The organism is Streptomyces sp. NPDC051105 (assembly GCF_040682795.1).
In the GTDB taxonomy this organism is placed as follows: Bacteria; Actinomycetota; Actinomycetes; order Streptomycetales; family Streptomycetaceae; genus Streptomyces.
Genome location: NZ_JBFBBR010000002.1, coordinates 593,743 through 615,228, shown reverse-complemented (window position 1 = coordinate 615,228; position 21,486 = coordinate 593,743). Strand labels below are relative to the sequence as shown.

15 protein-coding genes are annotated in these 21,486 nt (G+C 71.8%); 7 read left to right on the top strand and 8 right to left on the bottom strand.

Translation table 11 applies throughout. The features are described from left to right. The first annotated feature begins 127 nt into the window (after positions 1-127). The 4 genes from AB0N16_RS06750 (at position 128) to AB0N16_RS06735 (ending at position 4,904) form a co-directional block, all read left to right on the top strand. Positions 128-895, top strand: coding sequence for an IclR family transcriptional regulator (locus AB0N16_RS06750; RefSeq protein ID WP_365793759.1), 768 nt, complete (start codon positions 128-130; stop codon positions 893-895). 45 nt (positions 896-940) lie between these two features. Next, positions 941-2,470: a glycerol kinase GlpK gene (glpK, locus tag AB0N16_RS06745; protein ID WP_365793757.1), complete on the top strand. Its 1,530-nt coding sequence runs from the start codon at positions 941-943 to the stop codon at positions 2,468-2,470. 333 nt (positions 2,471-2,803) lie between these two features. Then, positions 2,804-4,306, top strand: a complete 1,503-nt coding sequence (locus AB0N16_RS06740; protein WP_365793755.1) for an MFS transporter — start codon at positions 2,804-2,806, stop codon at positions 4,304-4,306. 214 nt (positions 4,307-4,520) lie between these two features. Continuing rightward, positions 4,521-4,904 (top strand): STAS domain-containing protein, encoded by a 384-nt coding sequence (locus AB0N16_RS06735; protein WP_365793753.1) that lies wholly within the window; start codon positions 4,521-4,523, stop codon positions 4,902-4,904. 133 nt (positions 4,905-5,037) lie between these two features. Here AB0N16_RS06735 and AB0N16_RS06730 read toward each other — a convergent pair whose 3' ends face one another. Further along, a complete protein-coding gene (locus AB0N16_RS06730; RefSeq protein WP_365793751.1) occupies positions 5,038-5,460 on the bottom strand; it encodes a subtilase-type protease inhibitor in 423 nt (140 codons plus the stop codon). Between the two features lie 323 nt (positions 5,461-5,783). On the opposite strand from AB0N16_RS06730, the gene AB0N16_RS06725 reads away from it, so the two are divergent. Together AB0N16_RS06725 and AB0N16_RS06720 are read left to right on the top strand one after the other, a co-directional pair. After that, on the top strand, positions 5,784-6,314 hold the full coding sequence (locus AB0N16_RS06725; protein WP_365793749.1) for a hypothetical protein: 531 nt from the start codon (positions 5,784-5,786) through the stop codon (positions 6,312-6,314). Positions 6,315-6,520: 206 nt separating this feature from the next. After that, on the top strand, positions 6,521-8,110 hold the full coding sequence (locus tag AB0N16_RS06720; RefSeq protein WP_365793747.1) for a cytosine permease: 1,590 nt from the start codon (positions 6,521-6,523) through the stop codon (positions 8,108-8,110). 98 nt (positions 8,111-8,208) lie between these two features. On the opposite strand, the gene AB0N16_RS06715 is transcribed toward AB0N16_RS06720, so the two are convergent. From AB0N16_RS06715 to AB0N16_RS06700, 4 genes are all read right to left on the bottom strand, one after another. After that, a complete protein-coding gene (locus AB0N16_RS06715) occupies positions 8,209-9,840 on the bottom strand; it encodes an RICIN domain-containing protein (protein ID WP_365793745.1) in 1,632 nt (543 codons plus the stop codon). Between the two features lie 467 nt (positions 9,841-10,307). Beyond that, positions 10,308-10,685: a toxin Doc gene (locus AB0N16_RS06710; protein ID WP_365793743.1), complete on the bottom strand. Its 378-nt coding sequence runs from the start codon at positions 10,683-10,685 to the stop codon at positions 10,308-10,310. A gap of 3 nt (positions 10,686-10,688) precedes the next feature. Next, positions 10,689-10,928, bottom strand: coding sequence for a hypothetical protein (locus tag AB0N16_RS06705; protein WP_365793741.1), 240 nt, complete (start codon positions 10,926-10,928; stop codon positions 10,689-10,691). A gap of 115 nt (positions 10,929-11,043) precedes the next feature. Next, entirely contained in the window at positions 11,044-14,151 is a 3,108-nt protein-coding gene (locus AB0N16_RS06700; protein ID WP_365793739.1) for a glycoside hydrolase family 2 TIM barrel-domain containing protein, read from the bottom strand. Between the two features lie 271 nt (positions 14,152-14,422). On the opposite strand from AB0N16_RS06700, the gene AB0N16_RS06695 reads away from it, so the two are divergent. Further along, complete coding sequence (locus tag AB0N16_RS06695; protein ID WP_365793737.1) at positions 14,423-16,804, top strand: SpoIIE family protein phosphatase; 2,382 nt, start codon at positions 14,423-14,425, stop codon at positions 16,802-16,804. Here AB0N16_RS06695 and helR read toward each other — a convergent pair. From helR to AB0N16_RS06680, 3 genes are all read right to left on the bottom strand, one after another. Continuing rightward, positions 16,801-18,975: an RNA polymerase recycling motor ATPase HelR gene (gene helR / locus AB0N16_RS06690; protein ID WP_365793735.1), complete on the bottom strand. Its 2,175-nt coding sequence runs from the start codon at positions 18,973-18,975 to the stop codon at positions 16,801-16,803. The two genes, AB0N16_RS06695 and helR, sit on opposite strands and share 4 nt — an antisense overlap. Positions 18,976-19,473: 498 nt before the next feature. Continuing rightward, positions 19,474-20,697 carry a glycosyltransferase gene (locus AB0N16_RS06685; RefSeq protein ID WP_365793733.1) on the bottom strand — a complete coding sequence of 408 codons (1,224 nt, stop codon included), beginning with the start codon at positions 20,695-20,697 and terminating at the stop codon, positions 19,474-19,476. A 199-nt stretch (positions 20,698-20,896) separates the two neighbouring features. Next, a complete protein-coding gene (locus AB0N16_RS06680) occupies positions 20,897-21,445 on the bottom strand; it encodes a sigma-70 family RNA polymerase sigma factor (RefSeq protein ID WP_365793731.1) in 549 nt (182 codons plus the stop codon). Positions 21,446-21,486: the final 41 nt, after the last annotated feature.

Below are 21,486 nucleotides of genomic sequence, written 5' to 3'. Positions count from 1 at the left end.
TTATGGACTCAAATCAGGGCGGTCAATGAACGGCGGTCGGCATTACCGAACGTGGATCTTCCCGATGCCTCCGCGGCGGCCATCCACACGTGAAGCGAAGCCTCCGTGACGGTAATAGGCTCGCTTCATGACCGGCCCAGTCCAGTCGATCGAACGGGCGGCGGCGATTCTGCGCCTGCTCGCCGGTGGGCCCCGCCGACTGGGGCTCGGGGAGGTGGCGGCCTCGCTCGGACTGGCCAAGGGCACAGCGCACGGCATCCTGCGTACGCTCCAGCACGTGGACTTCGTCGAGCAGGACGCGGCGACCGGGAAATACCAGCTGGGAGCCGCCCTGCTGCACCTCGGCACCAGCTACCTGGACGTCAACGAGCTGCGCTCCCGCTCCCTCAACTGGGCCGATGCCCTCGCCGCCCGCAGCGGGGAATCGGTTCGGCTGGGGACACCCCTGGAAGGCAGCGTGCTCGTCGTCCACCACGTGTTCCGGCCGGACGACACCTTCCAGACCCTGGATGTGGGCTCGCTGCTGCCCCTGCACGCCTCCTCGCTCGGCAAGGTACTGCTGGCCTACGGGACCGCGACGCTCGAGTCCGACCGGCTTCCGGGACTGGAGACCTACACCCGGCACACCCTGGCCGATCGCGAACAGCTCGGCCGCGCTCTCGCCGAGGTCCGGGAACTCGGCTGGGCCGCGGAGATCCAGGAGATGACCATGGGCGAGGCCGGGCTCGCCGCGCCGATCCGAGGGCACGGCGGCCTCGTCGTCGGCGCCATCGGGCTGTCCGGGCCGGTCGAGCGGATCTGCGACAGCCAGGGCCGGCCCCGGCCGAGTCTGATCACCCTGACCCGTGAGGCCGCGCGGGCGATCTCCAGAGATCTGGGAGCCGCTCGCTGGTAGACCTGGCCGGCCGCCACATCGACCCGTCGGAAGGCAGACCCGATCATGGCTGAACGGTATGTAATGTCCATTGATCAGGGCACCAACTCGACCCGATGCATTCTGTTCGACCACCGCGGCCGACTGGTCTCGGTCGCGCAGAGGGAGCACAGGCAGCACTTCCCCAGGCCCGGCTGGGTCGAGCACGACGCCGTCGAGATCTGGCAGAACCTACGGCGCGTCGGGCCCGAGGCGCTGGGCGGCGCGGGGGTCGACACGGGACAGATCGCCGCCATCGGCCTGGCCAACCAGCGCGAGACGACCGTGCTCTGGGAGCGGCGGACCGGGGCTCCGCTCGGCCGGGCGATCGTCTGGCAGGACACCCGCACGGCGCCGCTGGTCGAGGAGCTGAGGCAGCGCCCCGGCGAGGAGTTCTTCCTGGAAAGGTGCGGTCTGCCGCCGTCGACCTACTTCTCCGCGCTGCGCATCCGCTGGCTGTTCGACCACGTCAAGGGCCTGCGGCAGCGCGCCGCGGACGGCGAGGTGCTGTTCGGAACGATGGAGAGCTGGCTGATCTGGAACCTCACCGGAGGGGCCGACGGCGGCCTGCACATCACCGACGTCACCAATGCCAGCCGCACGATGCTGATGAACATCCGCACGCTCACCTGGGACGACGAGTTGCTGGCCTTCTTCGGGGTGCCCCGCTCGATGCTGCCCGAGATCAGGTCCTCCGCCGAGACCTACGGCGACGCCCGCGCGCTCTTCCCGGGCGTCGCCATCACGGCCACGCTCGGCGACCAGCAGGCCGCGCTCTTCGGCCAGACCTGCTTCTCCCCGGGCGAGGCGAAGTGCACGTACGGAACGGGCAGCTTCCTGCTTCTCAACACCGGCGGTGACATCGTGCGGTCCCGGCACGGACTCCTCACCACCGTCGCCTACAAGATCGACGACCAGCGGCCGGCCTACGCTCTGGAAGGGTCGATCGCCGTCACCGGAGCACTGGTCCAGTGGTTCCGGGACCGCCTGGGTCTGATCAGCAGCGCTCCGGAGATAGAGACCCTGGCACGGACGGTCGAGGACAACGGCGGCTGCTACATCGTCCCCGCCTTCTCAGGTCTGTTCGCACCGCACTGGCGCAGCGACGCGCGCGGGGTCATCGTCGGACTCACCTCGTACATCACCAAGGGACACCTGGCGCGCGCCGTCCTGGAGGCCACCGGATGGCAGACACGTGAGGTCGTCGATGCCATGAACGCCGACTTCCCGGTCCCTCTCCGGCAGCTCAAGGTGGACGGAGGCATGACCGCGGACAACCTGCTCATGCAGTTCGTGGCGGACGTGCTCGACGTGCCCGTGGTGAGGCCCATGGTCGCCGAGACGGTCTCCCTCGGAGCGGCCTACGCGGCGGGGCTCGCCGCGGGCTACTGGCCGGACCTGGAAGTGCTGCGCCACAACTGGCACCGGGCCGCGCAGTGGCTGCCCGACATGGACCCCGAGCGGCGGGAGGCGGAGTACGCCGACTGGCTGCGGGCCGTCGAACGGTCCCTGGGATGGGCCCGCCCGCCGCGAGCCACCGACTCGGGCCCACCGTGACCGCCGGGCCTGCGGGTTCCGCAGCGCCGCCGACGGCGACGTACGGGGTCACCGGCCTCGCCCGGCGCGATGTCGGAGACACCTGACCCCCAACCCAAACGAGGAGCCCGGCACCGACCGAGCGGGGTCAGGGGCGACAGGGGCCTCCGCGCCGTCCACCGCGAGCCTGCCGATGCCCATGGTCAACCTACGTCACTGCGAAACGTTGCCGTTTCGCTGAAAGTGCTCTACGCTCGATGTGTACGAAACCGTTTCGTTCGCATCCGGGCAAGGCCGTCGTACCCGACGCGGCTTCTCGGGAATCCCGAACGACTTCCCTGGAGTGGTTCCCCCATGTCTGAGAAGACCCTGACCGACGACGTCCACGTCGGCGCCACGGAGGCACCGCCGGCCGCCTCCTCCAAGCGGTGGTGGATCCTCGCGGTCATCGCCGTGGCCCAGCTGATGGTGGTACTCGACGCCACCATCGTGAACATCGCCCTGCCGTCCGCCCAGGCCGACCTTGGATTCTCCGACGGCAACCGGCAGTGGATCGTCACCGCGTACGCCCTCTCCTTCGCCTCCCTGCTGCTGCTCGGCGGCCGGATCGCCGACCTGTTCGGCCGCAAGACCGCCTTCCTCGTAGGAGTCGTCGGCTTCGCCGCCGTGTCGGCGCTGGGCGGTGCCGCGAACGGCTTCGGGATGCTGGTGACCGCGCGCGCCTTGCAGGGTGCCTTCGGCGCACTGCTCGCCCCGACCGCGCTCTCGCTGCTCAACACCACGTTCACCGACGCCCGTGAGCGGGCCCGCGCGTTCAGCGTCTACGGCGCCATCGCCGGCGCCGGCGGTGCGGTGGGCCTGCTGCTCGGTGGCGTCCTGACCGACACGTTCGACTGGCGCTCGACGCTGTACGTGAACGTCGCGATCGCCGTCGTCGCCTTCGCGGGCGGTATGGCGCTGCTGCACAACCACCGCGACGCCCAGAACGCGAAGCTGGACGTGCCGGGCACGGTCCTGGTCGCAGCCGGTCTGTTCTCGCTGGTCTACGGCTTCTCCAACGCCGAGACGCACGACTGGGGCTCGCCGCTGACCTGGGGCTTCCTGCTCGCCGGTGTCGTGCTCCTCGCGGCCTTCGCCTGGTGGCAGACCAAGGCCAAGTACCCGCTGCTGCCGCTGGGCATCCTGCTGGAGCGCAACCGGGCCGCCTCGTTCCTCGCCGTGCTGATCTCCGCGGGCGGCATGTTCGGCGTGTTCCTCTTCCTCACCTACTACCTGCAGCTCAACCTCGGCTTCAGCCCGACGAAGACCGGCCTCGCGTTCCTGCCGATGATCGGCGCCCTGATGGTGACGGCACAGATCGGCACCCAGGTCCTGGTCCCGCGGATCGGCCCGAAGGCGGTCGTCCCGCTGGGCTTCGCGGTCTCCGCGGTCGGCATGGCCTGGCTGACCGACATCGGCGTCGGCTCCAGCTACGTCAGCGCGGTGCTCCCGCAGCTGGTCATCACCGGCCTCGGCCTCGGCCTGGTCATGCCGGCGGCCATGCAGCTGGCCACGGGCGGGGTGACGGCCGACGAGGCGGGCGTCGCCTCCGCGACGGTCAACGCCATGCAGCAGGTGGGCGGTTCGATCGGTACGGCGCTGCTCAACACGCTCGCGGCGAGCGCGGCGACGGACTACCTGACCGGGCGGGACGCGACCAGCAAGCTGGTGCAGGCCCAGGCGACGATCGAGAGCTACACGACCGCGTTCTGGTGGTCGGCCGGTATGTTCGCGGCGGGTGCGGTGATCGCCTTCCTGCTGTTCCGCAAGGGAGTTCCGCAGCAGGACGCGGACGCGGCGCCGGTCGTTCACATGTGAGGTGAGCTTCGGAGAGCCGCCGAAGACCGAGGGGTCGCCGTCAGCAGGGAGACGGCGGCCCTTCGCCGTTCACAAAGCGCTTCAAGTCAAGCCACTTGAGAGAAATTCACCGACTCGAGTGAACCTGATCTTGCGCCGCCCGCTGCAGGGATGGCAGGTGCTCCCGGCGGGTACCAACCGGTCCCGTACGCGCCCTGCACCAGGGGGAGCAGAGATGACGCCGGAAACGGACCAACCCGGGCCGCCCGCCGCCAACTCCTGCGCGCGGACCCGCCGGTGCGGGACGTATCTCGTCGTCGAGGTCTTCGGCGAGGTGGACATCGCCACCGAGGACCTGGTCGCGGAGCATCTGCTCGCGGCCACCGCCGGGGCCGAGCCGGACGTGCTCGTCGATCTGCGGCAGCTGGACTTCCTCGACTGCTCGGGGCTGCGGGTGCTGTGCCGGGCCGAGGCGCGGGCCAGGGAGCGGGGCGGGCGGCTGCGGCTGGTGTGCGCAGGGCCCCGCGTTCCGCGGCTGCTCAGGGCCGCGGGTCTGCTGGGGCGGTTTCCGCCGCTCCCCGGGTTTCCCCGGGACGGGAGCGCCGGGGAGCGGCGGTGATGCCGAGGGTCGGCGGGCAGCCCCACACCACCCGCCGGCCCTCGGCGCGAGATCGCAGGTTCCCCGTTCCAGGGGCCGCACTCCCCAGTTGCGGACCTGTTCCGGCAGTCACGAGGACCGTGCGATCCCGGGCTCAGAAGGAGAAGACGCTGACCCCGTAGGCGTCCCTCATGCACTGGTTGCCGAAGGTGCGCTCGTAGGAGACGCGCTTGCCCTGCCAGACGCCCTCGACCGTGACCACGACGGGGTCGTAGAGCTTGGTGCACCACACGTCGGTTCTGGGCGCCAGGGCGTCGAAGTCGCCGCCGGCGCCCTTGAGTTCGGCGCAGGCCTGGGCGGCCGCCGGGTGGGTGCCGGACGCCGCCGGGGCACAGTTCAGGGTGACGGCGCGCTCGGGCGTGGCGGTGGCCGCGTCGGTGCCGTGGCCGGTGGTGAGCACCAGGGCCGAGGGCGCGTAGAGCGAGCTCGGGGCGGCGACGGCGGCCCCGGTCAGGGGTCCGCAGACGGCGACGGCCGTGAGGCCGAGGGTCGCTGCCCAGCGCGCGGTGGTTCGCATTGTGTGCATCCTTCCGCTTGATTCGACGGGTGCCGCCCACGGCCCGGTGGGTGCCGGGGCGGCGGGCGCCACTCTGCCGAGTCCGCCGTCGAAACACACATCGAACCCACAGGTTTCAGTAACCTTGCGTATTGAATCAGTGGCGTGAAGTCACGGAATTCACACGCGTCGACCGCACAACAGAGCGGTTCTTGATCGCTCGAAACGGTCGGATGGCCGAATCTCATCACCTCGTTAATCGTCCTGAAACATTCCGCTTCCGCTGTCGGCGGACTTCGCCGCAAGCCCTTGCCTTTGAACTGCAACGGAGTAATCGTCATTACATGATTACTCAAGAGCAACGAGAGAAGCTGCGCGGCTGGTTCGCCGGCCGGCTGCCCGACGACCTTTTCGAGGAACTGGTCGAGGTGACGGTGGACCGCGAAGAGATCACCGTCGTCGGGCGCATCCCCGGGCCCAAGCTGGCGGAGGGCGTCTCGGAGGCCGAGCGGGAGGCCGCCGTGGAGGGCCGGATCCAGGAGTTCCGGGAGCGCACCCGGGAGACCCGGGTCGGGGTGGCCCGGGAGGCGGAGCACCAGTTCCGGCGCAAGGTGTCCTGGGGCGTGGAGTGCGCCGGGCAGCGGGCGCTGTTCACGCATGTGGCCGCGCCGGTGATGACCCGGCTGCGTCAGCCCGAGCGCCAGGTGCTGGACACGCTGATCGCCGGAGGCGTGGCACGCAGCCGCAGCGAGGCGCTGGCCTGGTGCGTGCGGCTGGTCCAGAAACACACCGACGACTGGCTGGCCGAACTGCGCGACTCGCTGGAGCATGTCGAGCGGGTCCGGGCTCAAGGGCCGGACGCCGAGCAGGACTGAGACCGTCCGGCGATGGCCGAATCATCCACTGTCGCTGCGAAAGCTGGATGAAAAGTCCTCTGGCCACCGGCTTGCCCCGGGCTCTAGCGTCGGCAGAACCCCCTCGGGGACGGCCACCGGTCCGTCGCACACCCCGCGACACCGACGGCCGTCCGCCCGTCGCCGCGCCACCCCGCGCTCCACCGCCGTCCCCCGCTGGAGCCCCCTTGTCCTCGCAGCACTCGCAGCCTGCCCCCGCCCCCGCGCCGTCCCTCACCGAAGTAGAGGCCCACGGTGTCGAGCGGATCCCCGACGCGGACCGCACCGCGACCCCGCTCGACCTGTTCCGGCTCGCCTTCGGCGGGGCCAACACCTTCTCGACCTGTGTGCTCGGCGCGTTCCCGATCCTGTTCGGCCTGTCCTTCTGGCAGGGCCTCGCCGCCACCCTGCTCGGGGTGGTCGCGGGCGCGCTGATCCTGTGCCCGATGGCGGTGTTCGGCCCGGTCAACGGCACCAACAACGCCGTCTCGTCCTCCGCCCACCTCGGCGTGCACGGCCGCGTGGTCGGCTCGTTCCTGTCCCTCCTGACGGCGATCGCGTTCTTCTCCATCTCGGTGTGGAGTTCCGGCGACGCCCTGGTCGGCGGCGCACACCGGCTGTTCGGCCTGGAACGCTCCACACTCTCGTACGTCGTCGCGTACGCGCTCTTCGCGGTGCTGGTCCTCGCGGTGTGCGTGTACGGCTTCCGGTTCATGCTGTTCGTCAACAAGGTCGCGGTGGCCTCGGCGAGCGTGCTGTTCGTGCTCGGCGCGATCGCGTTCGCCGGAGACTTCGACCCGTCCTACGCCGGTGTGTTCACGGACACGGCGGACGCGGCGACGAAGGGGATGTTCTGGCCGTCGTTCATCGGCGCCGCGCTGATCGTGCTGTCCAACCCGGTGTCCTTCGGGGCGTTCCTCGGTGACTGGTCGCGCTACATCCCGGCCGACGCGCCGCGCCGGCGCGTGGTCGGGGCGGCCTTCCTCTCCCAGATCGCGACCCTGCTGCCGTTCGTCTTCGGTCTGGCCACCGCGAGCATCATCGCCACGAAGGCGCCGAAGTACGTCGACCCGGCGGCCCCGGACTTCGTCGGCGGGCTGCTGGCCATCTCCCCCGGCTGGTTCTTCCTGCCCGTGTGTCTGCTCGCGCTGATCGGCGGCATGTCGACGGGCACGACCTCGCTGTACGGCACCGGCCTGGACTTCTCCTCCGTGTTCCCGAGGCTGTCGCGCGTCCAGGCGACCGTGCTCGTCGGCGTGCTGTCCATCGCGTTCATCTTCATCGGCCGGTTCGGCCTGGACCTGGTGCAGTCGATCTCGACCTTCGCCACGATGATCATCACCTGCACGACGCCGTGGATGGTGGTGATGATGCTGGGCTTCTGGACCCGGCGCGGCTGGTACGACCCGGACGCCCTCCAGGTCTTCAACCGCCGCCAGCGCGGCGGCCGTTACTGGTTCTCCCACGGCTGGAACTGGCGCGGGATGACGGCCTGGTGGGTCTCGGCGGTGATCGGTGTGCTGTTCACCAACATCCCCGGCCAGTTCGTCGGCCCGCTGGGCGACCTCGCCAGCGGGGTCGACATCAGCCTGCCGCTGTCCCTCGCGGTGGCCGCCGTACTCTTCCTGACGCTGCTGCGGCTGTTCCCCGAGCCGCGCGCGGTCCACGGCCCCCAGGGACCCCGGCTGGTCCCGACCGTCGAGGTCCCGGTGCCCCCGATCACCGGCCCCGGCAGCGCACCGGACACCACCCGGCCCGCGGCGACCGCCGCGAGCTGACGCGGCCGCCAGTGCCGGGTCCGTGGTCGCCATGGGCCGGGTGGCGGCGCGGCCGCACGGAGCGACCACCGCCCCGGCCCGGCGCCTTGAGTGAAGCGCTAGTGGCCGGTCAGCTCCGCCGGCTGGGCCGAAGGACCGCCGGTTCCGGCGATGGAGAGGGAGCTGGAGCTCTGGGACGGGGCCGGCGGGTCGGTCAGCCAGCGCTGGGCGCTGGAGCGGTCCCGGACCTTCACGACGACGTCGGCGCCCGCGTCCACACCCGCCGTGGCGAGGGCGAGGGTCTGGTCCCAACGGGGCAGCAACTCGCCCTGGACGGTGAGGTCGTACCGCACATCCTCACCGCGCTCGGTACCGGCGTCCGCGCAGGTGCCGAGGATGACCACCCCGCCGTCCGCGTGCGAGTCCAGGCACAGCCCGCGGTCGGCCACGCTGCGCAGCTCACCGTCGCTCTCGTACGTCCACTCCTGGGTCGAGGACGAGGAGCACACCGCCAGGACGACACTCGCCCCGGCCTTCGGCTCGCCGTTGATGTCCAGGCACAGCTGGGCGGCGACATTGCGCAGCCGGGTCTCGTGGTCGGCGGCCGGCAGCCCGGCGGCCGTACCGGAGGTGGGCGTCGCCTCGGGATCGGAATCGCCGGGCACCAGGCCGGCGGAGGCCACGGCGTCGCTGCCGTCGCCGCCGCCCGACAGCGCACTGACGGCGAGGACGGAGGCCAGCAGCCCCGCCCCGGCGACGCCGACGCTGGTCAGCAGTGTCTTCGACGACCAGGACCCCGGCGGACGGCGCACCGGCACGGTGATGCGGGCCAGGATCCGGTTCCGCGCCGTCGCGCGGCGGCGGCCGCCCCCGGAACGCCGGGAGGCGGAACGGGTACGGGGCTCGACCTCGCCGCCCTTGCGTCCCGGACGCGAGTCGAGGTAGCGGCGGGCTCCCCAGCCGAGCACCGCTTCGACGAGCAGCGCCCCCAGGCCGCCCTCGACCTGGCCGAGTTGTTCGGCGGCGGCCCGGCAGTACGGGCACTGCGCGAGATGTTCCTGGACATCCGGCAGCAGAGCGCCGCCGCGGCGCAGCGGGACGTCCAGCAGCCGGTTGTAGTAGCGGCACTCCTGGGACGGGGCGAGTTCCCGGTGGGCGCGGACACACCCCTCGCGGAATTTCTCCCGGGCGTCTTCGAGAGCGGCGCCCGCAGTTGCCGTGTCCATGCCCAACAGACCGGCCGGTACGGTTATCGGTTCCGCCTCGACCTCGATGTGCCACAGCAGACTCTGGGCGAGCGCCGGAAGCCCCAGGAATGAACGCTCCGCGAGGGTGCGGTTTTCCGGTGTCATGGACTTCGTGGCGCGCATGCCGCGGCCGCCTGCCGGTTTCCCGAGGTCCGGAAGAACCTCCGCTATTCGGTCCTCGGCCGACCAGTTGGCGACCGTGTCGCGGACGGAGACCAGCAGCCGGGGCCGGAGCGCGTCGGCGGTCTCCCCCAGGGCCACCCGGTCGAGGACCTGGTGGAAGGCGGCGGCCGCGACCATGTGGGCGACGGGCCCGGAGGCGGCCAGGCAGACGACCGCGTATTCCTGTACCGGACGCCAGTGCCGGGCCATGAGCAGCGCGGCGGATCGGGAGGCCTCGATGTCGGATCCGGCGCGCAGCGGAGCGGCGAGGGACTCGTCGGACTCCCCTGAACCACCGCCCGGCGGCGGATAGGGAGGTCGAGGCGGGTGGGGGGTGGGCACTGAGCGGATTCCTTTGGTGCGGTGGTGCGTACCTCTTCGGTGCGCGTACGGGGAGCGGGAATTGACCGGTATGGCTTCGGTCGCGTTCCCCAACTGCGGAATAGTTCCTGGCCATTACCCCCCGCGGGGATGATTCACCCTCGCACAAGTCTCACACAAGCAACAAGGCACCTGTACAACATCGACAGCATTGACAGCATGTCAGAAAGACGGCCGCGGCCATTGTCCTGTCACGGCCGTATTCACCTTTACGCACACCCCGTGTGAACGGTGCGCCCACTCCGGTCCCGCGCGCACGCTCCCGGCCCACCCGTGCGGGTAGTCCACTGGTGACCGGCCCTCCTCGTACGGCCCCGCGCAGAACGGCGGCTCTTCTGCGCGAAACAGGTCGCCGGCCCCGTTCCTCCCGCCCGTGGCCGGCGGCCCCCGAGGCGCCGGAGGCAGCTATACCCGCAGGTCCGGGCGGGTCAGAGCTGCCAGGAACGGAGCCGGTCCGCCGCCCCGTAGACGTCGGTCTTGCCGTCCATCAGGTCGCGGGCGAGGTCGGCGAGGGCGCCGTAGGGCGGGTCGATGCCCACACCGCTGACGAACATGTAGGCCACGGCGGTCGCGCAGGCGAACCGGGCGTTGGCCGCGGGCAGCGGCTTGAGCAGGGCGAGGGTGTGCAGCAGGGCGGCGGCCCGCCAGGCCGGGTCGGAGTCCACGCCGAGCCGGGGCGGATCGACCCGGTGCCGGGCGACCGCGGCGACCAGCGCGGAGAAGTCGTTGATGGTGGGCTGCTCCGGCATGACTTCCTCATGGCGCTGGAGCAGCCAGGGCACGTCGATGTGGATGACCGGCGGCATGGCTCAGGCGGCCTCGCCCTTCACGGGCGGCTCGTCGTCGGGGAACGCGGCCGCGAACTCGGCGGCGTGCGCGGCGAAGAACCGGCGGAACTCCTCCGCCCCCTCCTGCAACGCCCGGTGCCGGGCGATGTCGGCGGCGGCCGCCTCACGGACGAGGGCCTTCATGGACGTACCGCGCTCCTTGGCTATCTGCCTCAGGTCCTCTAGCTCGCGGTCGCTGAACTCCACGTTGAGAGCTGGCATGCCCTTCACGGTACCGCGCGGGTACTCACCCGTAAATACCCGCTGGTCAGAGCAGAATCCAGCGGTACCTCCGGGCGCGGCTCGGCGGCCGGGCGTCCGAACCGCGCCCGTCGGGTCAGATCTCGAGCCTGCTGATCCGCAGCGCCCCCGAGGTCTCCCCCGGGTGGGCGCTGGTCAGGGTCAGTCGGAGCCGGGAGCCGCGTACCCGGGGGAAGGTGATGACGGTCGGGGTGTCCGAGGCGCCGGCCCACTCCACCGTCGCACCCTCCACCGCCCGGTACGCCGTGCCGTCCCAGACCGCCACCCCGACCGTCGCGGGCAGCGCGTGGGTCGTGTCCACGGTGAAGGAGACGTCCACCCGGTCGAACGTGCGGGTGCGTCCGAAGTCGACCGACACCCAGTCCTCGGTCCGGGCGCCGCTGAACGCGGGCAGCAGGGTGGTGGCCGCTTTGACGAAGGCGTTGGACCAGCCGGTGGCCGCGTCGCCGTCGAGCATGGCGGCCGGCAGGGTGTCCGGACGTCCCGAGTAACTGGCGTCCGCGTAGGGGTGGTTCGGCGGGGCCGGATGGTCCGGGCCGAAGTCGGGGGCGGGGGTGCCGGCCACCGCGCGGGCAGGGGTGGCACGGACGGTGACGGTGCCCCCGCGCAGTCCGTCTGCTCGTCCGGTCACCCTGAGGGTGCCCGGCTGCGTGCCGGCACGGACGATGGCGAGCGCCTTGCCGTGGAAAGCGGTCCGGGTGCTGGCCTGGTAGCGCTCGGCGCTCTCCTCCCGGCCGTTGTCGAGCCCGGCGAGCGAGCCGCCGGAGACGGCGAAGGAGACGAGGTGCTCGGCGTCGGGCACCACCACCCCGTGCGCGTCGACGATCTCGGCGGTCACGAAGACCAGTGAACGCCCGTCGGCGGCCGTGGCCGTGCGGTCGGCGGCGAGGCGAATGGCGTGCGGGGCGCCGGCGGTGCGCAGGACGTCGGTCGCGACCACCTTGCCGTCCCGGCGGGCCACGGCTTTCAACTCGCCCGGCTGGTACGGGACGTTCCAGGTCAGGTGCAGTTTGCCCGCGCTGCCGTTCGGGCTGGTGTAACTGCCGGGATAGGCGCCGGTGGTGAAGGTCTTGTCGTCGCCGGTGGCCTCGGTGGTCTCCAGGTAGGTACGGCCGTCCGTCGTCGCCTTGGTGTCGAACGCGCGCTCCCCCAGGGATTGGCCGTTCAGGAACAGTTCGACGGAGGGCACATTGGCGTACGCCCACACCTCGACCGTGTCCCCCGCCTCGTGGTTCCAGCTCATCGGCACCAGATGCACCATGGGCTCGCTCACCCACTGGCTCCGGAAGAGGTGGTACATGTCCTTCGGGAAACCGGCCGTGTCGACCGCGCCGAAGAAGGACGCCTTGACCGGGAACACGTTGTACGGCGTCGGTTCGCCGATGTAGTCGATGCCCGACCACAGGAACTGGCCCGCGAACCACTTCCGGTCCCGGTCCTTCTTGTGGCCGTACTCGCCGCTCATCGTCCAGGAGGCCAGGTTGTTGTCGTACGACGAGGTCGCACGGCGGCCGGGCGTGTGGTTCTCCCCCGTGTTGAGGTGTTCCGGCTCCTGGTACGCGCCGCGGGTCGAGGTCTCCGAGGAGGACTCGGACTCGAAGAGGAAGAGGTGCGGGTAGGCCGCGTGCAGCGCGTCCACGGACTTGGCGGTGTTGTAGTTGAGGCCCAGTCCGTCGAGCTTGGCGAGCATCAGGTCGGCGGCGGAGCCCTGCTTCGGCACACCGCGGTACTTGTCGGAGCCGATGACCAGCGGGCGGGTGTCGTCGGCGGCCTTTACGGCGGCGATGATCCGGTCGGCCATGGCGAGGCCGGCGGTGGAGGTGGAGTCGGGGATCTCGTTGCCGATGGACCACAGGACGACGGCGGGCGAGTTGCGGGCCGCGAGGACCATCTCGGTGGCGTCGCTCTCACACCACTCGTCGAAGAACCGGCCGTAGTCGTACTTGGTCTTGCCGGTCCGCCAGCAGTCGAAGGCCTCCACCATCATCACGATGCCCAGTTCCTCGCAGACCTCGATCATCTGCGGCGAGGGCGGGTTGTGGGAGGTACGGAAGGCGTTGACGCCCATCGACTTCATGATGGTCATCTGCCGGCGCACCGCGTCGGCGCTGATCGCCGCGCCGAGGGCGCCCTGGTCGTGGTGGAGGTCGACGCCCTTGAGCTTGGCGGGCACGCCGTTGAGGGAGAAGCCCTCGTCGGGGTCGAAGCGGTAGCCACGGATGCCGAAGACCGTGCGGTAGGTGTCGGTGGTGGTGCCGCCGACCCGGAGTTCGGTGTGCAGGGTGTAGCGGTGGGGGGCCTCGATGGACCACAACTTCGGTCTTGCGACGGTCAGTTCATGGGTCTCGACGGTCTCACCGGAGCCGGAGCCGGAGCCGGTGACCGTGGAGGACGTACGGGCGACCGTACGGCCGTCGGGGCCGACGATCCGGGAGACGACCGTGACGTCCGCGCCCTCCCCGGACTCGTCGACGACCGCCGTCCGCACCCGCACCACGGCCCGCTCGGCGGTGATGTCCGGTGTGGTGACATACGTCCCCCAGCGCGCCACGTGCACGGGGTCGGTCACCACCAGGCGGGCCTCGCGGTAGATGCCGCTGCCCGAGTACCAGCGGCTGCTGGGCAGCTGGTTCTGCACCTTGACCGCGAGGACGTTCTGGGTGCTGCCGTCGGTGTGCAGCAGCCCGGTGAGGTCGAAGGCGAAGCCGGTGTACCCGTAGGGGTGACGGCCGACCTCGGTGCCGTTGCAGTAGACGTACGAGTCCATGTAGACGCCGTCGAACTCCACCGAGATCCGCTTGCCGGCGTAGCCGGGCGGCAGGGTGAAGGCGAGCCGGTACCAGCCGAGGCCGCCCGGGAAGAAGCCGGTGCCGCTGGTGGTGCCGTGGTCGGTGGTGGGGGTCTGCTCGATGCTCCAGTCGTGCGGTACGGCGACCTGGCGCCAGGCCGAGTCGTCGTACCCGGGGTCGGCGGCGCCCGCGTAGGCGCCGGTCGGGTCGGTGATCCCGCCGGGGTCGACGAGCGCGAACCGCCAGCCGTCGCGCAGGGCGACCGTGCGGCGCCCGGTGACATGCGTGGCCGTATCCGCCTCCGGGGCCGCCCAGGCGCCCGGGGCGCCCACCAGGGCGCCGGCCGTCGGGGCTGCCGTGGCGGCTGCCAGAACCGATCTGCGAGTGACCGTCATGGTGCGGCTCTCCCTCATCAGGGCCCAGAACTACTCACAACTGATCGCGAACAAACAGATTCTGACGATGCGCCACTCGCGATAGTCAAGGGCCCGGAAGCGTTCGGCCCTGGCTTCCGTCCCGTCGACCGATCCCCGTTCGACCCCCCGGACAGGGCCGGTCCTGCCCGAACGGCCGCCGGTGCCTGGCGGCCACGGGCGGTCCCGACGCACTAGGCTGAACACCTGTGGTGCACCTGTTGACTGTGAGTGTGCGCTTGGGAGTGGCGAGATGAGCCGGGTCTATCCGTTCGACGATGCGGCGACGGCCCGGGCTGTCATCGACGAGGACGGCACACTGGTCGAGTGGAACGAGGGCGCACGGCGGCTCCTCGGCCACCCGGCCGAGGATGTCGTGGGCCGGCCCGCGGCGCTGCTGCTGGCCGGGGACCCGCCTCCCGTGCCCGTGGGCATCCGCTGGGACGGCACCCTGGAACTCCGCCACCGGGACGGCCGTACGGTCCCGGTCTGGCTGGTCGCCCACCACCGCACGGCATACGACGAGCGTGCCGGAGGGTGGCTCGTCTTCTCCCCGGTGACCGGCGGCGCCCCACCCACCCCGGACGATCCGCTGGCCACGGCCGCGCTGATCCAGTCGCCGTGCGCGATCGCGGTCTACGACGGGCAACTGCGGCTGCGCCGGGTGAACGACGCGATGGCCGAGGTCATCGGTCTGGCCGAGGAGCGGATCCAGGGGCTCCGGATCACCGAGATCGGCGGCAAGCCGGAGAGCGAGGAGCTGGAGCGGAACATGCTCCGGGTGCTGACCACCGGACGCCCGCTGGACGTCCAGACCTATATGCGCACCGGCGGCGAGGAGCGGGCGCACGCCTGGCTGGCCCGGATGGCACCGGTCACCGACGCCGCTGGACGCGTGCTGGGGGTGAGCCTGGCCGCCCACGACATCACCGAGAACTACCTCGCCAGGGAACGGCTCCAGCTGGTCAACGAGGCGAGCGTGCGCATCGGCACGACCCTGGACGTCACCCGTACGGCGCAGGAACTGGTGGACGTCTGCGTGCCGGCCCTCGCCGACTTCGTCACCGTCGACCTGCTGGACCCGCCGGAGAACGACGGCGACCTCCCGACCCGGCTGACGGTGCCGGTCACGCTGCGCCGTGTCGCGCACCAGTCCGTACTGCCCGGCGTCCCCGAGGCGGTGCTCAAGCCCGGTCACAGCGAGTCCTACCCGGCCTCCTCCCCGCAGGCCGACTCGCTGATCGCGGGGCACACCATCGTGGCCCAGGTGGCGTCCGGCGAGATGACGCAGTGGCTGACCTGGCACAAGACGCGCGGGGAGCGGGTGCGCGAGTTCGGCGTCCACTCCTCGATGGCCGTGCCGATCCAGGCGCGCGGCACGACCCTGGGAGTCGCGGTGCTGACCCGGCACCGCCGGGCCGGCCCGTTCGGCCCGGACGACGTGCTGCTGGCCGAGGAGATCACGGCCCGGGCCGCCGTCTGCATCGACAACGCCCGCCGCTACTCCCGCGAGCGGGAGACCGCCCTGGCCCTGCAGCGCAGCCTGCTGCCCCGGACGCTGCCGCACACCGCGGCCCTGCAGGCCGCCTCCCGCTATCTGCCGGCCGCCCGGGCCGGGGTGGGCGGCGACTGGTTCGACGTGATCCCGCTGTCCGGGCTGCGGGTCGCCATGGTCGTCGGGGACGTCGTCGGCCACGGTGTGCAGGCCTCGGCGACCATGGGCCGGCTGCGCACCGCGGTACGCACCCTGGCCGACATCGACCTGGCCCCGGACGAGCTGCTCACCCACCTCGACGACCTGGTGGTCCGGCTCTCGGAGGAGCACGGCGGCGAGGGCAGCCCCGGCGAGGTCGGCGCCACCTGCCTGTACGCGGTCTACGACCCGGTGTCCCGGCACTGCACGCTGGCCCGCGCCGGTCATCCGCTCCCCGTCGTACTGCGCCCGGGCCATCGCCTCCACGAGGTGGACCTGCCCGCCGGTCCCCCACTGGGCCTGGGCGGGCTGCCGTTCGAGTCCACCGAGATCGAGCTGCCCGAGGGCACCGTGCTGGCCATGTTCACGGACGGCCTGATCAACTCCCCGCACCGGGACCCGGACACCGGTCGCCGGCTCCTGCACGAGGCGCTGGGGGCGTACAGCGACTCGCTGGACGAGACCTGCGACCGGATCCTGCACGCCCTGCTGCCGCCGGGCGGCGCGGCCGACGACGTCGCCCTGCTGCTGGCACGCACCCAGGGCCTGCCGCCGTCCTGGGTGGCGACCTGGGACATCCCCGCAGACCCCGCCCTGGTCGCGCCGATCCGCAAGCAGGTCGTGCGGCAGCTGGAGGTGTGGGACCTGACCATGGCCGCCTTCACGGCGGAGCTGGTGGTCAGCGAACTGGTCACCAACGCCATCCGCTACGGCTCCCACCCCATCCGGCTCCGCCTGATCCACGACACGACCAGGCTGATCTGCGAGGTGTCCGACACTAGTCACACCGCTCCGCACCTGCGCCGGGCCAAGACCTGGGACGAGGGCGGCCGGGGCCTGCTGCTGGTGGCACAGCTGACCCAGCGCTGGGGCACCCGGCACACCGGCGAGGGCAAGACGATCTGGGCCGAGCTGTCCCTGTTCCCGGAGGACCTCCCCTAGGGAGTGCGCGTCAGGACGACCAGCTGGCGGGTCGCCCGGGTCATGGCGACATAGCGGTCGACGGCGCCCTCGACGCCCGTACCGAAGTCCTCCGGGTCGACGAGGACGACCAGGTCGAACTCGAGCCCCTTCGACAGTTCCGGGGTGAGCGAGCGGACCCGGGATGTCGCGGTGAAGGCGGGATCGCCGATCACGCAGGCGACGCCCTCGGCGTGGGCGGCGAGCCAGCCGTCGAGGATCGGGGCCAGCCGGTCGGCGGATCCGTGGACGACGGGCAGGCCGCTGGCGCGGATCGAGGTCGGCACGTTGGCGTCCGGGAGCACGGACCGGATGACCGGCTCGGCCTCCACCATGATCTCCTCCGGTGTGCGGTAGTTGATGCCGAGCGAGGCCAGGGTGATCCGGTCGAATCCGACCCGCTCCAGGCGCTCCCGCCACGACTCCGCGAACCCGTGCCTGGCCTGGGCCCGGTCCCCGACGATGGTGAAGCTCCGGGACGGGCAGCGCAGCAACAGCATCTGCCATTCGGCGTCGGTCAGTTCCTGGGCCTCGTCGACGACGATGTGCGCGAACGGGCCGGCCAGCAGGTCCGGGGTGAGGGTGGGCAGTTCGGACTCGTCGACCAGGCTGACCTTGGCGTCCTCGCCGCGCAGCATCCGCACCAGACCCTCGCCGTCGTCACCGTCGGCGCCGGAGTCGACGGCGGCCCCGATCAGGTTGTCGACGACCTGGGCCATGCGCTCGCGCTGGGCGGCGAGTGCGGCCTCCTGCCGCTGCCTGCGCCGGGCCGCCTCCGGGTCGCCGAGCCGCTGCCGGGCCGCGTCCAGGAGCGGCAGGTCGGACACCGTCCAGGCCTGGGGGTCGGCACGCTGGAGCAGCCGTACGTCGTCTCGGCCGAGCCAGGGGGCGCACATCCGCAGATAGGCCGGCACCGACCACAGGTCGCCGACCAGGTCGCCGGCCTCCAGCAGCGGCCAGGCCCCGTTCAGGGTGTCGACCAGCTCCCTGTCCTGCTGGAGCGACCTGCGGAACCGCTCGGGCGGGACGTCGTCGCCGGTGTGCTTGTCCAGCAGGATGGTGGCGAGTTCCTCCCAGATCTGGTCACGGCCCTCGTTGTGCGGTGTGCCCGGCCCCGGCGCCCGGAACGCGTCGGCCCAGTCGTCGGCGCTCAGCCACAGGTCGCCCCAGTCGGTGGCGACCGTCATGCCCGTGGCGGGCGGTTCCTCGTAGAAGCGGACGGCCGTCTCGATCGCCCGCACCATGGCCGCGGACGACTTCAGGCGGGCCACCTCGGGATCGGCCTCGGGTGTCGCCGCGGCTCCCTCGTCCACGAGGTCGGCCAGCACGCAGGTCTGCACGCCCTCCTCGCCGAGGCTGGGCAGCACGTCGGAGACGTAGTTCAGGTAGGGCCGGTGCGGGCCCACGAACAGCACGCCGCCCCGCCGGTGCCCGAGGCGCGGGTCGGAGTACAGCAGGTGCGCGGTGCGGTGCAGGGCGACGACCGTCTTGCCGGTGCCCGGACCGCCGTCGACGACGAGGGCGCCCCGGGATCCCGCGCGGATGATGGCGTCCTGGTCGGCCTGGATGGTGGCGAGCACGTCCCGCATCCGCTCCGACCGGTCGGCGCCGAGGCTCGCGATGAAGGCGGACTGGTCGTCGAGCGCGGCGTGCCCTTCGAGCCCGTCGGCGGTGAACACCTCGTCCCAGTAGTCGCTGATCCGGCCGTCCGTCCAGCGGTATCGGCGGCGGCTGCGCAGCCCCGTCGGGTCGGCGTGGGTCGCCGCGAAGAACGGCTCGGCCGCGGGGGACCGCCAGTCGAGCAGCAGTCGGCGGCCCTCGCTGTCGGTGAGGCCGAGCCGGCCGATGTACACGGGCTCGGGGTCGTCCGCGGCGACCATGCGCCCCAGGCACAGGTCCAGGCCGAAGCGGCGCAGGATGCGCAGCCGGCCGGTCAGCCGGTGGACCTCGATGTCCCGGTCCATCGCGGCCCGGCCGGTGCCGCCCGGGGCCTTGAGTGCGGTGTCGAGGCGGTCGGACAGTTCGGCGGTCGTCTCGTCGAGGCAGCGCGCGATGGCCGCGAAGTGCTGCTCGTCGTCGGCGATCAGGGCCGGTGCGGCCTTGGCGGAGAGCCGTTCGGGGAGGTCGAAGGCGCGGGTGGTCAGGGGGTTCACTGCATCAGCTCCGTTGAGGTGCCGGCACCCGCCGGATGCGGCTGACTCCGCTTGCGGGGTGCCGGGTTCGGCGACGGTGGGGACGGCTCTGGTTCTTTGACGGACGGGGAAACAACCGCTGGTGCGGGCCGCACCGCTTCCCTGCGAGGTGCCGGGCTCGGCGGCAGGCGGGGCGGTTCTGGTTCTTCGAGGGAGGGGGGCGCACCTCTGGCGCGGGCGGCTCCGCCTCCCTGCGAGCCGGACCCGGCGGCAGGCGGGGCGGTTCTGGTTCTTCGAGGGAGGGGGGCGCACCCCTGGCGCGGGCGGCTCCGCCTCCCTGGGAGGTGCCGGACCCGGCGGCAGCCGCGGGCGGCTCCGCTTCCTTGACGGGTGCCGAGTCCGGTGACAGGTGGGGCGGCTCTGGTTTCCTGTCGTCCCTACGAGGACGGGCGGTGCGGCGCGGCCTGCCCCGTCCGGTGGTGCCGGGCGCGGGTGGGAGCGGCTCTGCTTCCGCACGGTTCACGCGGAGACGGGCGGCGACTCCCCGTCAGGCCTGTCGGCGCCGTCGAGCAGGAGGCGCGCGGCGACCGTCGCCCCGTCGGGTCGGATGTCGGCGGCCACGGCAGCCGCGCGGGCGCGGGTCCCCGGGGCCAGGGCGGTCGTGAGCGCGGCGGAGAGGGAGTCGGCGGTCGGGGTCGGACCGTCGTGGGCCGCGCCGATGCCCAGCTCGGCCACCCGGGCGGCCCAGTGCGGCTGGTCCACGATCTGGGGGACGACCACCTGGGGCACGCCGGCCAGGGCGGCGGTCGTCGTGGTGCCCGCGCCGCCGTGGTGCACGACGGCGGCGACTCGCCGGAACAGCGCCTGGTGGTTGACCTCGCCGATCGCGAGGCAGTCCGGCCGCCCGTCGATGGGGGCGAGGTCGGCCCAGCCGCGTCCGACGAGCAACCGGCGGCCCTGGGCGCGCACCGCCTCGACGGCCGCCCGGGCGGCGTCCGGCGCGCCGCGCATCGCCATACTGCCGAAGCCGACGTACACCGGCGGCTCACCGGCCGCCAGGAAGGCCGCCAGCTCGTCCGGGAACGGGCGTTCGTCCGGCAGCAGCCACGCGCCCGTCTGCACCAGGTCGAAATCCGTCAGGTCCTGCCACGGTCCCAGGACCGGGTCCGCCGCCAGCCACGGCCGGTCGGTGAGGACGTGGGCGCGGACGTCGTCCACCGCAGGCAGCCCGATCGCCGCCCGATGGGTGTTCAGGGCCTCGCCGTACAGCGCGTCCACCCGCTCGGCGTCCACCTTCCACAGCGTCCGCAGGTCGGCGTCCGGCGGGGCCGGGCGGCCCGGGCGGCCCGACGGCGGGAAGTGCGAGGACGGCATCCCGAACGGGTGCGGGCACGCGAACACGTAGCGGATGCCCAGCTTCTCGGTCACGGACCGCACCCCGGCCGGCATCAGGCCGGTCGCCACCACCACGTCGCATCCCTCGGCCGCCGCGGCGACCGCGTCGAAGTGCGCGGCGACCAGGGCGGCGGCGAGCCGGAACGCGTCCGACGGCTGCGGATCCGGCCTGGTCACCACCGAGCGCACCGACGGCCCGAACGGCACATGCGCCACGCCCGCCCGCGCCAGCAGTTCCGCGAACTCCTGGTCCGGAGGGGCGCACACCCGCACCTCGGCGCCGAGTTCCCGCAGCGCCAGCCCGAGTCCCGCCAGCGGTTCGACGTCCCCGCGCGACCCGTATCCCATCAACAACACATGCACGTGACGAATCCCCCAAATACCGCTGCTGCCGGCTTCGGCCTGCGATTTTGCGGGACGAGGGGGGCCTTGCCGCAAGCCCCCCTGTGCGCTATAAGTTAAGAGTGGCGAGGAGCGGTTGAACTCCTTGCCCTATTTTTTTGCCGTTGCCGTTGCCGTTGCCGTCACGGCGCGCCTGCCGTTCCCGTCACGGCGCGCTCAGCCAGGGCCGGACCTGCTTGCGCGCCTCGTGCAGCCGCGACTTCAGCGTCCCCAGGGGGATCCCCACTCGCTCGGCGACCTCGGCGTAGTCCAGCTGGCAGATGTCCCGGTAGACCAGCGGCGCCACCAGCTGCGGATGCTCCCGCTCCAGCCGGTCCAGCGCCTCCAGCAGATCGATCCGGGAACCGGCGATCACGCTGGTGGTGCGCGGGTCAACATGCTCGGCCGGTTCGATGTCCGCCGGCTGCTCCGCCGACCGCCGCTTCAGGTCCCGGTACTTCTGCCGGGAGCAGTTGGCGACGACCGTGTACAGCCAGGTGCTGAAGCGGCTGCGGCCCTCGAAGGTGGTGATCTTCCGGGAGATCTGGAGCAGCACGTCCTGGGCCGCCTCCTCGGCGTCCTCCCGGCACGGCAGGAACCGTCCGCAGCGTCGTACGACGTCGGGCCAGACCTCAGTCAGCAGCTGGTTCAGGGCCAGCTGGTCGCCGGCGGCGGCCCGCCGGGCGAGGTCTTCGGTCAGCGCGGCGTCCGGCACGGGAGGTCCCCCTCGAAGTCGATCTCAGGGCAGGCATGATA